General features: G+C 72.1%; 13 protein-coding genes. 6 read left to right on the forward strand and 7 right to left on the reverse strand.

Going from position 1 to position 12,655, the window contains the following annotated elements; all coding sequences use genetic code 11:
- Positions 1-459 precede the first annotated feature (459 nt).
- From C4T78_RS05825 to C4T78_RS05835, 3 genes are all read left to right on the forward strand, one after another.
- On the forward strand, positions 460-864 hold the full coding sequence (locus C4T78_RS05825; RefSeq protein WP_093146062.1) for a hypothetical protein: 405 nt from the start codon (positions 460-462) through the stop codon (positions 862-864).
- A 173-nt stretch (positions 865-1,037) separates the two neighbouring features.
- The gene (locus tag C4T78_RS05830) at positions 1,038-3,422 is read left to right on the forward strand and encodes an ATP-dependent Clp protease ATP-binding subunit (RefSeq protein ID WP_235863566.1); all 2,385 of its coding nucleotides are present in this window, start codon (positions 1,038-1,040) and stop codon (positions 3,420-3,422) included.
- A gap of 265 nt (positions 3,423-3,687) precedes the next feature.
- Positions 3,688-4,140, forward strand: coding sequence for an STAS domain-containing protein (locus C4T78_RS05835; protein ID WP_093353270.1), 453 nt, complete (start codon positions 3,688-3,690; stop codon positions 4,138-4,140).
- Here C4T78_RS05835 and C4T78_RS05840 read toward each other — a convergent pair.
- Positions 4,121-5,311 (reverse strand): glycoside hydrolase family 5 protein, encoded by a 1,191-nt coding sequence (locus C4T78_RS05840; protein ID WP_093353272.1) that lies wholly within the window; start codon positions 5,309-5,311, stop codon positions 4,121-4,123. The two genes, C4T78_RS05835 and C4T78_RS05840, sit on opposite strands and share 20 nt — an antisense overlap.
- A 144-nt stretch (positions 5,312-5,455) precedes the next feature.
- Here C4T78_RS05840 and C4T78_RS05845 point away from each other — a divergent pair, with 144 nt between their 5' ends.
- Together C4T78_RS05845 and C4T78_RS05850 are read left to right on the forward strand one after the other, a co-directional pair.
- Positions 5,456-6,253, forward strand: a complete 798-nt coding sequence (locus tag C4T78_RS05845) for a thymidylate synthase (RefSeq protein ID WP_093353275.1) — start codon at positions 5,456-5,458, stop codon at positions 6,251-6,253.
- A complete protein-coding gene (locus C4T78_RS05850; protein ID WP_093353277.1) occupies positions 6,250-6,708 on the forward strand; it encodes a dihydrofolate reductase in 459 nt (152 codons plus the stop codon). Before C4T78_RS05845 ends, C4T78_RS05850 begins: the two co-directional genes overlap by 4 nt.
- Here C4T78_RS05850 and C4T78_RS05855 read toward each other — a convergent pair whose 3' ends face one another.
- On the reverse strand, positions 6,709-7,572 hold the full coding sequence (locus tag C4T78_RS05855) for an SCO6745 family protein (RefSeq protein ID WP_093353279.1): 864 nt from the start codon (positions 7,570-7,572) through the stop codon (positions 6,709-6,711).
- Between the two features lie 72 nt (positions 7,573-7,644).
- Between C4T78_RS05855 and C4T78_RS05860 the strand changes: the two genes are divergently transcribed.
- On the forward strand, positions 7,645-8,235 hold the full coding sequence (locus C4T78_RS05860; RefSeq protein WP_235863567.1) for a TetR/AcrR family transcriptional regulator: 591 nt from the start codon (positions 7,645-7,647) through the stop codon (positions 8,233-8,235).
- A 126-nt stretch (positions 8,236-8,361) separates the two neighbouring features.
- Here C4T78_RS05860 and C4T78_RS05865 read toward each other — a convergent pair whose 3' ends face one another.
- From C4T78_RS05865 to C4T78_RS05885, 5 genes are all read right to left on the reverse strand, one after another.
- Positions 8,362-8,805 carry a cupin domain-containing protein gene (locus C4T78_RS05865; protein WP_093353281.1) on the reverse strand — a complete coding sequence of 148 codons (444 nt, stop codon included), beginning with the start codon at positions 8,803-8,805 and terminating at the stop codon, positions 8,362-8,364.
- Positions 8,806-8,819: 14 nt separating this feature from the next.
- The gene (locus C4T78_RS05870) at positions 8,820-9,740 is read right to left on the reverse strand and encodes an NADP-dependent oxidoreductase (protein WP_093353284.1); all 921 of its coding nucleotides are present in this window, start codon (positions 9,738-9,740) and stop codon (positions 8,820-8,822) included.
- A 202-nt stretch (positions 9,741-9,942) separates the two neighbouring features.
- Entirely contained in the window at positions 9,943-10,737 is a 795-nt protein-coding gene (locus C4T78_RS05875) for an MBL fold metallo-hydrolase (protein ID WP_093353786.1), read from the reverse strand.
- A 187-nt stretch (positions 10,738-10,924) separates the two neighbouring features.
- A complete protein-coding gene (locus C4T78_RS05880; RefSeq protein WP_093353286.1) occupies positions 10,925-11,221 on the reverse strand; it encodes a DUF1330 domain-containing protein in 297 nt (98 codons plus the stop codon).
- Positions 11,222-11,254: 33 nt separating this feature from the next.
- Positions 11,255-12,640: an MFS transporter gene (locus C4T78_RS05885; RefSeq protein WP_235863568.1), complete on the reverse strand. Its 1,386-nt coding sequence runs from the start codon at positions 12,638-12,640 to the stop codon at positions 11,255-11,257.
- Between the last annotated feature and the right edge of the window lie 15 nt (positions 12,641-12,655).

Genomic DNA, 12,655 nt, shown 5'->3' on the forward strand with positions numbered 1-12,655 from the left:
CCCCGCCAACTTGAATCACTTTCATCTATTGGTTCAGTGCGGGGTGAAATCACTTACTCCGCGAGGCCTCGCCGCGACCAGCGCAGGGGAGGGGCCCGATGCCGTGGTCGACCGCTGTCGCCGCGACGCCCGACTCGCCGGAGGACGCCCGGGAGGAACGCCCCCGAGGCAGCGCCGCGAGCGGGCCCGGGAGGGCCCGGAACGATCTTGCGCTGGTCGGCGCACGGTTGGTGCGCAGCGAAGAACACTGGATTTGATTACTTCTCAAGCTTCAGTGCGGAATGAAACAAATCCTGCGGATCAGGTCGCACCAACCCCGGCCCGGACGCGATAACCTCAGCTGCACCTGCTCCTGCGTCGCGGAGGCCTTGGGGATCGGGTGGTCAGCGGCCACCGGTCGGGGGGCTTCGGGCGCGTCGGGGTGGAGTTGGGCATCGGTTTCGGGTTGATTGGGTCGCTATGACTTCCGCTGGACATTCCGAGAGCACGCCATCGCAGGCGGGCAGGCACACACCACCTCGGCGGTCGGGTACGAGACGGGGTGAGGAATCCGGCGAGCAGGGTTACTCGGCCGAGGTCGCCTGGCAGGTGGGCGAGGCGACGGTGGCGCTGGGCGAGCGGCTGCGGGATCCCTCGGTACCGCACAACGTGCCGGAGATCGAGAAGGTCATGCGCGGGTTCTCGCTGACCGTGGAAGGCATGTCCGCCGGGGTGGGCGGGGTGACCGAGTGGTTGCGGGCGGCCGGGCACGTCGGCCCGCTCTCGGGGCACGCGAGCGTGATGGCCGAACGGCTCTCGCACATCGGCAAGGAGCTGACCCGGTTGGCCGAGGCGATCGAGCAGGCGCAGAAGCGGGCGAGCTGAGCCCTCCCGCGCCGGCGCGGCGCAGCGGGGTGGTCGTGCTCGGCGTGGCCGGGCTGCTCAGTATGTTGGTGCTTGCATCGCGGCTGCGGTGATCGGGTTGTGCTGGTCCGCCGCCCTCCGGTGCCGGGGGTGCGCGGGCGGGGCTGGTGCGTGTGGGTGTGGAGGTGGCCCCTGTGGTTCGCGGCAGTGTCGGAGATTCCTCTGCCGCCTTCGATTCGCTGTTCAGCGAGGTGTTCGCCGGGTCGGCCGGGGCGACGGCCGCGGAGGGCTCGTTCACGTTGGGCTCGTTGCTCGACGAGCAGGCGCACGAGGTGGTGTCGAAGGCGGTCCGGGCCACTGTGGACTGGGGCAGCCGCGAGCTGGACAGCGCGCACCTGCTGTGGGCGGTGACGCAGGTCCCGGCGACCGCTGAGCTGCTGGTGTCCTCCGGAGTCCGGGTGGAGGACCTGGCCGCCGCGGTGCGCTCGGCGGTGGGCGGGCAGGAGTTGTCGGGCGCCGGTCGGCCGGTGCTGTCGCCGGCGGCGCGGCGTGCGCTGCTGGGCGCATACCAGCAGGCGCTGGGCGAGGGCGCTGATGTGGTCGGGGCGCGGCACGTGGTGCTGGGGCTGGCCGCGGACGCGGATTCGGTGGCGGGCCGGGCGTTGGCGCGGGCGATCGAGTTGGGTGATCGGGGTGGGGCTGGGTCGGTGCTGAGCGTGACGCCGCGGCTGGACGAGTTCGGGTTGGACCTCACCGAGCTGGCCCGGGCCGGCCGGCTGGATCCGGTGGTGGGCCGCGACACCGAGATCGAGCAGGCGATCGAGGTGCTGGGTCGCCGGTCGAAGAACAACCCGGTGTTCGTGGGTGATCCGGGGGTGGGCAAGACGGCGATCGTGGAGGGCCTGGCCCGGCGGATCGTCGAGGGAGCGGTGCCGTGGTCGCTGGCCGACGTGCGGGTGATCTCGCTGGATCTGGCCGGGATGGTGGCCGGGGCGAAGTACCGCGGTGAGTTCGAGCAGCGGTTCCGGGACGTGATGGCCGAGATCCGCGCCAACCGCGACAGCGTGCTGGTGTTCATCGACGAGCTGCACAGCATCGTCGGCGCCGGTGCCGGTGAGGGCTCGATGGACGCCGGCACCATGCTCAAACCGGCGCTGGCGCGCGGTGAGCTGCGGCTGATCGGGGCCACCACCGTCGAGGAGTACCGCAAGCACGTGGAGAAGGACCCGGCGCTGGAGCGCCGGTTCGCGCCGATCATGGTCGACGAGCCGTCGGTGGCCGACACGATCGTGGTGCTGGAAGGGCTGCGGGAGCGCTACCAGCGGCACCACCGGGTGCGCATCGACGCCTCGGCGCTGTCGGCGGCCGCGGAGCTCTCGCAGCGCTACATCGCCGACCGGTTCCTGCCGGACAAGGCGGTGGACCTGCTGGACCAGGCGTGCTCGCGGGTGCGGTTGCGGCGCGGCGGCGAGGTGCGGGAGTCGGCGGTGTTCGAGCCGACGGTGGTGGCCGACGACGTGGCCGACGTGGTGGCCTCGCGCACCGGCATCCCGGTGTCCGACGTCAGCGCCGCCGACGTGGAACGGCTGCTGGGGCTGGAGGAGCAGCTGCGCTCGCGGGTGGTCGGCCAGGACGCGGCGGTGGCCTCGGTGGCCGAGGCGGTGCGCCGGGCGCGGGCCGGGCTGGCCGACCCGGACCGGCCGATCGGCAGCTTCCTGTTCCTGGGGCCCACCGGCGTGGGCAAGACGGAGCTGGCGCGGGCGCTGGCGCAGGCGCTGTTCGGCGACGTGCAGCGGTTGCTGCGGCTGGACATGGGGGAGTTCCAGGAGAAGCACACGGTTTCGCGGCTGGTGGGCGCGCCGCCGGGATACGTCGGTTACGGCGAGGCCGGGCAGCTGACCGACCGGGTGCGGCGCCAGCCCTACTCGGTGGTGCTGCTCGACGAGGTGGAGAAGGCGCACCCCGATGTGTTCAACACGCTGCTGCAGGTGCTCGACGCTGGCCGGCTGACCGATTCGCAGGGCCGCCTGGTGGACTTCCGCAACGTCGTGGTGATCATGACCTCCAACATCGGCGCGGACCGGATCATCGACGCCGGGGCGGATGCCTCGGAGTCGGCGCTTGTGGTGCTGGAGGAGCTGCGGACGTTCTTCCGCCCGGAGTTCATCAACCGCATCGACGACGTGGTGGTGTTCCGGGCGCTGGGCAGCGCGCAGCTGCGGCGCATCGCCTCGCTGCTGCTGGAGCGCACCGCCGAGCAGCTCGCGGCCAAGGGGGTGCGGCTGGTGGTCTCCGACGCCGGGCTGGACTGGCTGGTGGAGCGCGGGTACCAGCCGGAGTTCGGGGCGCGGCCGCTGCGGCGGGTGATCGCGCGCGAGCTGGACAACCGGCTGGCGTCGATGGTGCTGGGCGCTTCGGTGTCGGCGGGCGATCAGGTGTCGGTGGACGTGGTCGACGGGGAGCTGTCGTTGACGGTCTCCACGCTGTGGGAGCCGGTCTCGGGCGGGCGGCACGCCGCGCCGAGCGAGCCGGTCGAGGTGGTCTCCGAGCCCGTTCAGCGGCACAGCGTGCTGGGCTGAGCCGGTCACGCTGCGCAGTCGGCGGCGGTGCCGCGTCCGGGGTGTGAGTGTCCTTGAGTGGGGGTTGTGCGTCGCTGGTGGTGGTGACTCCGACCCCCGTTGTCACACGAACGTGGTGAGCCTTGTTGGGCTGGCCGGTGGCTCTTACGGTGGGGGTTGCGGTTGAGCAGCCGCCACGGCGCACCTCTTGCGTGAAGCGCAGCGACGAGTTCTGGGCCCGTGGCCGAAGTCGGACCGTCGATACGCGAATTCAGGGGGAGGTAGCGTGATCGTCTCCAGATCCGGTATGCGTCAGGTCGCCTGGACCGGCGGTCCCGCGATCGTCGCGCCGCGGGCGCCCAGCGATCCGCCGCTCGGGCACGGTTGCGCGGCGGCGCTGCGGCTGGCGGTGGAGTGGCCCGCGCCGGGCATCGTGGTGGTGCGCATCGGTGGCGAGGTCGACGTGGCCACGGTGCCCAGGTTGGCGGAGCTGCTCCGGCAGCGGTTGACCGCGGCGGCGCTGCAGACGGTGGTGCTGGACCTCTCGGCGGTGACCTTCGCCAGCAGCGCCGCGGTGGAGCTGCTGCTGCACGTGCAGCGGCGTGCCGAGCACCGCGGCGTGGGACTGCTGGTGGTCACCGGTGAGGTGGTGCTGCGGTTGCTGGTGATCACCGGTCTGCAGGAGCGGTTCATCTGCCGCGACAGCGCCGCCGAGGCGGTCAGCGAGGCGCGCAGCTGAGCGCGCAGCGGGTTCCCGCGGCCAGGTGGTCGGCCAGCGGCGCCCAGCTGCCGTCGGGGTTGTAGGGGCCCCAGCCGCCGGGGTCGTTGGACCAGTACCACCAGCCGACTCCGGCCTGTTCGGCCATGGCGAGCACGTCGTCGACGTAGTCCAGCGAGCCTTCGCGGGTGGCGTCGAGGCCGAATTCGCCGATGACCATCGGCATGCCCAGCCGGCGTGCGGTGGCGGTGTTGTCGGCGAACCACTTGCGCATGGTCTCCTGGGTGATGGCCCGGGTCACGCCGGTGTAGGCCTGGCCGGAGTCCAGCAGCAGCGGGTACAGGTGCGGGGCGTAGGCCAGGCGGGGTCGTCCGGGGCGCGGGTCGGTGAGCTCGGGCAGCGAGGAGGCGATGAGCGCCTGGTTGACGCCGAAGGCCTGGGGTTCGACGAAGATCCAGTGGTCCGGGTCGACCTCGCGGATGGCGTCGATGGTGCGCTGGTAGAGCGGGCCGAGGAGGTCCTTCTCGAAGAACGGCCACGGGACGCTGCCGCCCCACGGTTCGTTGAACAGGTCGTAGCCCAGCACACGGTCGTCGTCGGCGAAGCGCTGGGCGACGTGGGCCCAGGCGGCGGTGAAGTGCTCGGCGAGCTCGGGGTGCTTTCCGGTGGTGCCCCAGAAGTGGTCGAAGGCGCGCATGACGCCGGGCTGCAGGTAGGTCAGCGGCCAGGGGTCCTGGAGGCTGGCGGGCAGGCCGTCGAAGTGGGAGGCCCAGGCGGGGGCGCCGCCGTTGCGGCCGGTGCCGGTGACCGCCGGTCCCCAGATGTCCTGGTGCATGTCGAGCACGACGTGCATGTCGGCGCGGTCGTAGGCGCCGACGAGTTCGGTGACCTGGTCGAGGTAGGCCTCGTCGTAGCGGCCGGGTTCGGGTTCCACTTTGGACCAGTAGATGAGCAGGCGCACCGAGTTGGAGCCGATCTTGTCGGCTTCGGCGGCGATGTCGGCGGGGGTGGTCCAGGGCATCGCGTCGGGGGAGTCCTTGGAGCTGTGCCCGTTGTTGAAGCCGTGGGGGATGAGGGGATTTCCGTCGAGGTCGGTCAGCGGAGGGGGGTTGTCGGCGGCGTGGGCGGTGGTGGTCGCGGTCAGGGTGAGGGCGAGCGCGGCCAGGGCGGTGGTCAAGCGCCGGAGGGTCATGGACGGCGACGGTAATGGAACCACCACAGAATGTGAAGATGATTCATGAATGGTTGAGTCGGTCGGAGCAACCGCGTGACCAGCACAACCCCGGCCACCCACGGCCCTCCGGGCGGTCAGGCGCGCTCGTCTAGGCTCGTGGGCATGCCGGACACGCAGTACGAAGACCTCCTCCGCCACGTGCTCGACACGGGAACCCGCAAGGACGACCGCACCGGCACCGGCACCCGGTCGATCTTCGGCCACCAGCTGCGTTACCGGCTGGCCGACGGCTTCCCGCTGATCACCACCAAGAAGGTCCACTTCCGCTCGGTGGCCTACGAGCTGCTGTGGTTCCTGCGCGGTGACTCCAACGTCAAGTGGCTGCAGGACAACGGGGTGACGATCTGGGACGAGTGGGCCGCGCCCGACGGTGACCTGGGCCCGGTCTACGGCGCGCAGTGGCGCTCCTGGCCGACTCCTGACGGCGGGCACGTCGACCAGATCGAGCAGGTGCTGCGCACGCTGCGCGAGAACCCCGACTCCCGGCGGATCATCGTCTCGGCCTGGAACGTCGCCGACATCCCGCGCATGGCGCTGCCGCCGTGCCACGCGTTCTTCCAGTTCTACGTCGCAAACGGCGAGCTGTCCTGCCAGCTCTACCAGCGCAGCGCCGATCTGTTCCTCGGCGTGCCGTTCAACATCGCCAGCTACGCGCTGCTGACGCACATGATCGCCGAGCAGGTGGGCCTGGGCGTCGGCGACTTCATCTGGACCGGCGGCGACTGCCACATCTACGACAACCACGAGCAGCAGGTCCGCACCCAGCTGGCGCGCGAGGCGCGGCCGTTCCCGGTGCTGAGCCTCGAGCGGGCGCCGAGCCTGTTCGACTACACCTACGAGCACATCACCATCGAGGGCTACGACCCGCACCCCGGCATCAAGGCACCGGTGGCGGTGTGATCGGCCTCGTCTGGGCGCAGTCGGCCGACGGGGTCATCGGCCGCGACGGCACGATGCCCTGGCACCTGCCCGAAGACCTCAAGCACTTCCGGTCGGTGACCTCCGGGGCGACGGTGCTCATGGGCCGCCGCACGTGGGAATCGCTGCCGCCGCGGTTCCGGCCGCTGCCGGGCAGGCGCAACCTCGTGCTCTCCCGCACCCCGCAGGACGGCGCGGAGACCTTCACCGACCTCTCCCGGGCGCTGGCGGCGGCCAGCGGCGACGTGTGGGTGATGGGCGGTGCGGCGGTCTACCGGGCGGCCCTGCCCATCGCCGACCGCATCGTGGTCACCGAGATCCGCGAGCGCTTCGAAGGCGACACCTACGCCCCGGAGGTCGACCGCGAACCGGACTCGGTCGGGCCCTGGCAGCAGTCCTCCACCGGACTGCACTACCGCTTCCTCACCTGGGGCTGATCACGCCGCGCTGAAGCGCATCCCGATGCCGAGGGTGCTGCGGACCGGCAGCACCCCGGAGCCCACCGCCCACTCCAGAGCCGGCCGGGCCAGCTGTGCGAGCGCGCCGGTTCCTTCCCCCAGCGCGCGCCAGGGCTCGGCGGCGAGTTCGTCGGTGCGGCGCTCGACGGCGTCGCGGACCTCGCGGCCCCGCCCGGTGGCCCGTCCCGATTCCTCCAGCAGACCGCGGGTGAGCAAGCGTTCGCGCGCGGCGGCCCACTGCTGCTCGCTCCAGCCCCGGCTCGCGAAGACCTCGGGCGGTGCGGCCTGCACGGAGGCGAAGGACACCAGGGACTCCACCGGATCCAGGCCGTGCTCGCGCAACGCCGTGAGGTGGCCGTCGCCGCGGTGCTCCCGCAGGATCGTCGCGGCCTGCCACAGCACGAGCACCGGCTCATCGGGCCAGGGCTGCGCGGCGTTGGCCGCCGCAAGCGCCCGACCGCGCGTCCGGGCGGACTCCGCGGCCCGGCGCGCGAGACCAGCGGCCTCGGCCAGCGCCGCGACACCGGGCATCGACCGGTAGAAGTCCTCGATCGCGGCCAGCCGCGCGGACAGGACCTGCTGCGGTGCCGCGATCTGCCAGGCGGCCGGGACGTGCTCGGCGACCATGCGCGGGCTGAAGCTGTAGAAGGCCTCTGCCACCGTCTCGGCATCAACGGCACCCAGTGGTGCGGCGCGCCAGGCGAAGTAGCTCGGCCACCGCTCCCGGACTGCGTAGCCGAGCCCTCCGGCGTGCTCGAAGGCCGCGGGCGCGTAGTAGAGCACCGCGTGGATCGGTTCCAGCAGCCACCACATCCGCCGTGCGACAGCGATCTCCCCGGTCATCGCACACCCCCAATCTTGTCACTGACAAGATTGAGGTCGGCGTGTGGACTTGTCAATGGCAAGATTGGGTTCGTGAACCGCCCCTACCACCACGGCGACCTGCGCGCGGTGCTGCTGTCCACCGCCGTGGAGATGATCGGCGAACGCGGCGCGGCGCAGCTGAGCCTGCGCGACCTGGCGCGCCGCGCCGAGGTCTCCCACGCCGCACCGCGGCACCACTTCGGCGACAAGGCGGGCCTGTTCACCGCCCTGGCCGCCGAAGGCCAGCGGCTGCTCACCGAACAGCTGCTGGCCGCTGCCCCCGACCTGCGCGAGATGGGCGTGCGCTACGTCGGTTTCGCGGTGCGCCACCCCGTGCACTTCGAAGTGATGCAGCGCCGGGAGCTGTGCCACCCCGACGATCCGGACCTGCTCGCGGCCAGAGCCGGCACGGCACGAGCACTGCGCGCCGGACTGCCGGGCGGCCAGGACGAGGCCGCTGCCGAGCGCCTCGCCCTGGCCGCCTGGTCGCTGGCCCACGGATTCGCCACCCTCACCCTCGCTGATGCCCTCCCGCCGACCGCGAGCAGCCGCGACACCGCGGAGCTGTTCCGCGAGATCGCCTCCTCGCTGTCAGGCCTCCGCAGCGCCGGCCGGGGCGGAGATGACTCGACGCAGACCTGAATCCGTTGGTGCGGCGGCGTTCTCGCCTCATGCGGACAGGCCGAGCCGTTCCCCGACGCCCAGCACGCGGGCGCGCTTCGCAGTGTGGGTGCGGATTCCTCCTCCGGCTCCCCCCTGGCCGCCCGGTCACGGGTGGGGGTCGTCGACCTTGAGGGCGTCGCCGGTGTTGGAGACGAAGACGACCAGGAGCCTGGCCCGGTCGGTCGTGCTGGCGTTCTCCGTGAGGACGTGGTGGGCACCCGGCTGCTCGACCCAGTTCTGGCCCTGGTGGTAGGTGCTCGTGGGCTGGTCGTTGAGCCGGCTGCGCACGGTGCCTTCCAGGACGTAGGCGTAGACGAAGGCCTCGCCGTGCCGGTGCGGGGTTGCGCGAGCCCCGGGCGGGAAGTCGACGATCGACGAGGTGAACGTCTTGCCCTGCGCATTCGGCAGGGCCTGCTGGAGCAAGGGCGTCAGGGTCTCGGCGGGTGGTGCGGTGGTCACCGGGACCCCGGTGGACTGGTCCGGGGCGGCGCAGGCCCCGGTCAGCGCGGTGAGGACCAGTAGACCTGCTGCGATGCGGATTCCACTCATGAGGGGTGTCCTGTTCAGTCTTCGGTGACGCGGATGATCGTCTTGCCCCGGGTGCGCTTGCCGGGGCCGAACGCGGCCGGCGCTTCGGCCAGCGGTCGCACGGCGCCGATGGCGGGCTTGAGCCGGCCGTCGCGCAACCGCGTGGCGAGGTCGGCCAGCCGGGCCCGGTCGGGTTCGACGACGAAGAAGACGGCCCGCCCGTCCACCGGCCGGACCTCGGGCGGCTCGGCGATGGTCACGAGCGTGCCGCCGGGACGCACCAGGGCGGCCGAACGGTCGAGGACCTCCCCGCCGATCACGTCGAGCACGACGTCGACCTGCCCGGCCTCGGCCAGGTCCGCGGTCTGCAGATCGAGGAAGCTGTCGACACCGAGCGCGAGCGCCTGGTTCCGGTCGGATCCACGGCCGGTGCCGATGACACGAGCACCGGCTTCGCGGGCCAGTTGCACCGCGATCGACCCGACGCCGCCCGCCGCACCGTGGATCAGAACGGTCTGGCCGGTGGTGAGGCGGCCGTGGTCGAACAGGCCCTGCCAGGCGGTGAGCCCGGAGATCGGCAGCGCGGCGGCCACCGCGTGGTCGACGTCGGCCGGCAGCGGTGCGAGATTGCGGGCCTCCACCGCGGTGTACTCGGCGAGGGTGCCGTTGCGAGTCCAGTCGGTCAGTCCGAACACGCGCTGGCCGACGCTCAGGCCGGTGGTGCCGAACCCGAGCTCGGCGACGACACCGGAGAACTCGTGCCCGGGCACGCTCGGCGTCCGGTCCCGGCCGGCGCGGTCGGTCCAGGTCCCGGGCCACTCCAGCTCCCCGGGAGTGAAGCCCGCGGCGTGCACCCGCACGATGACGTCGTTCTCGGCCGCATGGGGGTAGGGCATGTCCGCCAGGGACAGGCCGGCGACACCCGCGTCACGGTCTCGCACAGTGATGGCTTGCATGACAGGTCCTTACCGGGCAGGGGCGATCCGAACGCACAACCGTGCACACGCAGGGCCCATGGTGGCTCGCCACCAGGGAATCCACACCGCACGTCCGCCCGTCGTGCGTCCTCACCAGGGAGACGAGCCGACCCCGCCGGGTGTGACCGCCCAGAGCCGGGCCGAGGGGCCTGCGGCTACCGCCGCACGACCGGCACTCGGCTCATCGTCCGGGAAACCCGCCACCGCCCGGCCCGCCGCAGCTGGCAGCTCGACCGGATCCGAGCGCGACCACGAGACCCTCCTCGGCGGCGAGCACCTCACCGCTGAACTCCGCGCGCGCGGCGGCCGTCGCGGTCACCCGGTCGGTGCCCGGCCAGAAGTGGGTGAGCATCAGCCTGCGGGCACCCGCGCGCCGCGCCCAGTGCCCGGCCTCGTGGGAGGTCATCAGGTTGCGCCTGCTCTGCCGCGTCTCGCCGGGGCGGCCGGTGGCCTCGACGATGAACAGGTCGGCGTCACGGCCGAGCTCGGCCAGCAGCGGGTCCGGACCGGTGTCTCCGGTGTAGGCCAGGACAACCCCGTCGGCGTGCAGGCGGATGCCCGCGTTGGGCACGTGGTGGGGAAGTCGCAGCCCGGTCAGGTCGAACGGCCCCACCCGGTAGGAGCCGGGCAGCGGATGGACCTGGAAGACCGTGCGCAGATCAACGTCGGGCTCCAGGCCGCTGAGCCGGTCCAGCACCCCGGGCGGGCAGTACAACGGCAGCCGTGGCCCGCCCGGGTCACCGTAGAACCGCATCCGGAACAGCCCGTGCAGGTCGATGCAGTGGTCGGGGTGCTCGTGGGTGATGACGACGGCGTCCACGGCAGCGTCGGGCCAGTGGGCCAGCAGGCGCGGCAGCGTGCCGTAACCGAGGTCGAGCACCAGGCGGTGGCCCTCCCAGTCCACCGCGAAACCGCTGCACGCGCGCCCCGGCTCCGGGAAAGCACCACAACCGCCGAGCACCGTGATCTGCCGCATCCGCACAGCATCCCACCGCCGTCGTCAGCCGCTGCCCGCAACCGCGCTGCCCGAACCGGAGTTCCGCGCGGCGGCGCCCTTGTCCACTCAGGACTCGGTCGTCGAACCGCGAACCGGTGCTCCTGGGCGCGGTGCCGGCCTTGAGATTCCCGGCAGAGTCCTTCGGTGAGGATCCGACTGGACCTCGTCAGTCGATGCCTTCGACGATGCGGAAGTCGCGCTCGAAGCCGTCGGGGAGTTCGGCCAGCGCCTGCTGGTAGGCCGCGCTCTCGTACGCGGCGACCGCCTGTTCGAAGCTGTCGAACTCGATCAGGACAACGCGTTCGGCGATTCCGGCTTCGTGTGCGACGACCCGGCTGCCGATGCCGGCGAGCAGCCGCCCGCCCGCGGCCTTGACGGCCCGGCCGGCCAGTTCGTTGTAGACATCAAGCCCCTCGGGGTCGGTGATGGTGGGGTAGACGCTGACCCAGTAGCCCTTGGGCATGGAACCTCCAGTGTTGGGATGAGTGCATCTGACTCACGGGTTGGTCTCGGACGAGCGCCGGGCGAGAGCGAGGCTGGTCAGCGTCGTGATCGTCATGGCGCCGATGCCGACCAGCGCCGCGGTGGTGTAGGCGCTGTCGTCGGGGAAGAGCTGCCCGGGGCCGGTGCCCGCGGCGAGGATCAGGCCGCCGATCGCGCTGCCCAGGGAATACCCGACGCTTCGGACGACGTAGTTGAAGCTCATGGCGCTCGACGTCTCGCTCTGGGCGGTGACGGCCAGGATGACGCCGGGCATGGCGGCCGAGAAGCCGCCGACGCCGAAGCCCAGCACGCCCATCGCCGCGAACAATTCGGCCACGTGCGACCGGGCTGCCGCGAAGAGGACGAATCCGCCGCCGACGACGACGGCGCTGCCGGCCAGGAGCAGGGGGTCGGCGATCCTCGTCCGGACCCGCGGCGTGAGCTTGCCGGCGACGAACCCCAGCGCGGAGAACGGGACGAGGACCAGCCCGGCGACGAAGGTCGTCAGCCCGAAGCCGTAGCCCGCGCCGTGCGGCGTCTGCGCATACCGGGTGATGAGCGTGAGCAGGAGGTAGGTGCCGATCCCGCCGACGAACATGGCGAGGTTCGCCCCGGCGACCGCCGGGTGCCGCACCGCCCGCACATCGACCAGGGGCGTCTTGCTGCGCAACTCGACGACGACCCAGACGCAGAGCAGCACCACCGCGACGACGGCGAGACCCGCCGCCACGGCGAGGTGTCGGCTCCACAGGTTCCGTTCGCCTGCGAGGAACAGCACCAGGAGCAGCGCAGCGGCCAGGACGACCGCGCCTGCCACGTCCACGTGGGCGGAGCGGCCTCCGGGGGCTTCGGGCATGGACCGCCACGCGGTCAGGAGGGCAGCGGCGGTGACGACCAGGCCGAGGCCGTAGGCGGCCCGCACCCCGCCCAGCTCGGCGAGCAGTGCGGCCAGCGGGTAGCCGACGCCGGCCCCGATGATCGAGACCACCGAGATCAGGGAGATCACGGCCGCACTGCGCGCCTCGGGGAGGTGGTCGCGAGCCACGCCCATCATCAGCGCCGTCAGCCCGAGCCCGACGCCCTGGGCCGCCCTGCCTGCCAGCAGCCACGCGAACGGCAGCGGCAGCACGGTGAGCGCGCTGCCGGCGACGACGACCGCCAGCGTGGCGAGAATCGCGGCCCGCCGGTGCGGGCCGGCGCCGAGCCGGCCCAGGACCGGCGTGGCGACGGCGCCGCTGAGCAGCGCGACGGTCAGCGTCCACTGCGCGCTGCCGAGCGAGACGTGGAACGTGGTCGCCACGCTGGTGATGAGCGGTGCCCCGAGGCTGGCGACCGCCGCCACGACCAGCGCGATGAACATCAGGGCGGGGACCAGCAGCCGCGCCTCGGAACGCGCCACCGGGAACGCCGTCAC

It is taken from the genome of Saccharopolyspora kobensis (assembly GCF_900108315.1).
In the GTDB taxonomy this organism is placed as follows: domain Bacteria; phylum Actinomycetota; class Actinomycetes; order Mycobacteriales; family Pseudonocardiaceae; genus Saccharopolyspora; species Saccharopolyspora kobensis.

What these genes read in the sequence shown, in the direction of transcription:
- C4T78_RS05825 (WP_093146062.1), top strand. Translation starts at nt 460, where the DNA reads ATGACTTCCGCTGGACATTCCGAGAGCACGCCATCGCAGGCGGGCAGG.
- C4T78_RS05840 (WP_093353272.1), bottom strand. Translation starts at nt 5,311, where the DNA reads ATGACCCTCCGGCGCTTGACCACCGCCCTGGCCGCGCTCGCCCTCACC.
- C4T78_RS05845 (WP_093353275.1), top strand. Translation starts at nt 5,456, where the DNA reads ATGCCGGACACGCAGTACGAAGACCTCCTCCGCCACGTGCTCGACACG.
- C4T78_RS05855 (WP_093353279.1), bottom strand. Translation starts at nt 7,572, where the DNA reads ATGACCGGGGAGATCGCTGTCGCACGGCGGATGTGGTGGCTGCTGGAA.
- C4T78_RS05865 (WP_093353281.1), bottom strand. Translation starts at nt 8,805, where the DNA reads ATGAGTGGAATCCGCATCGCAGCAGGTCTACTGGTCCTCACCGCGCTG.
- C4T78_RS05870 (WP_093353284.1), bottom strand. Translation starts at nt 9,740, where the DNA reads ATGCAAGCCATCACTGTGCGAGACCGTGACGCGGGTGTCGCCGGCCTG.
- C4T78_RS05875 (WP_093353786.1), bottom strand. Translation starts at nt 10,737, where the DNA reads ATGCGGCAGATCACGGTGCTCGGCGGTTGTGGTGCTTTCCCGGAGCCG.
- C4T78_RS05880 (WP_093353286.1), bottom strand. Translation starts at nt 11,221, where the DNA reads ATGCCCAAGGGCTACTGGGTCAGCGTCTACCCCACCATCACCGACCCC.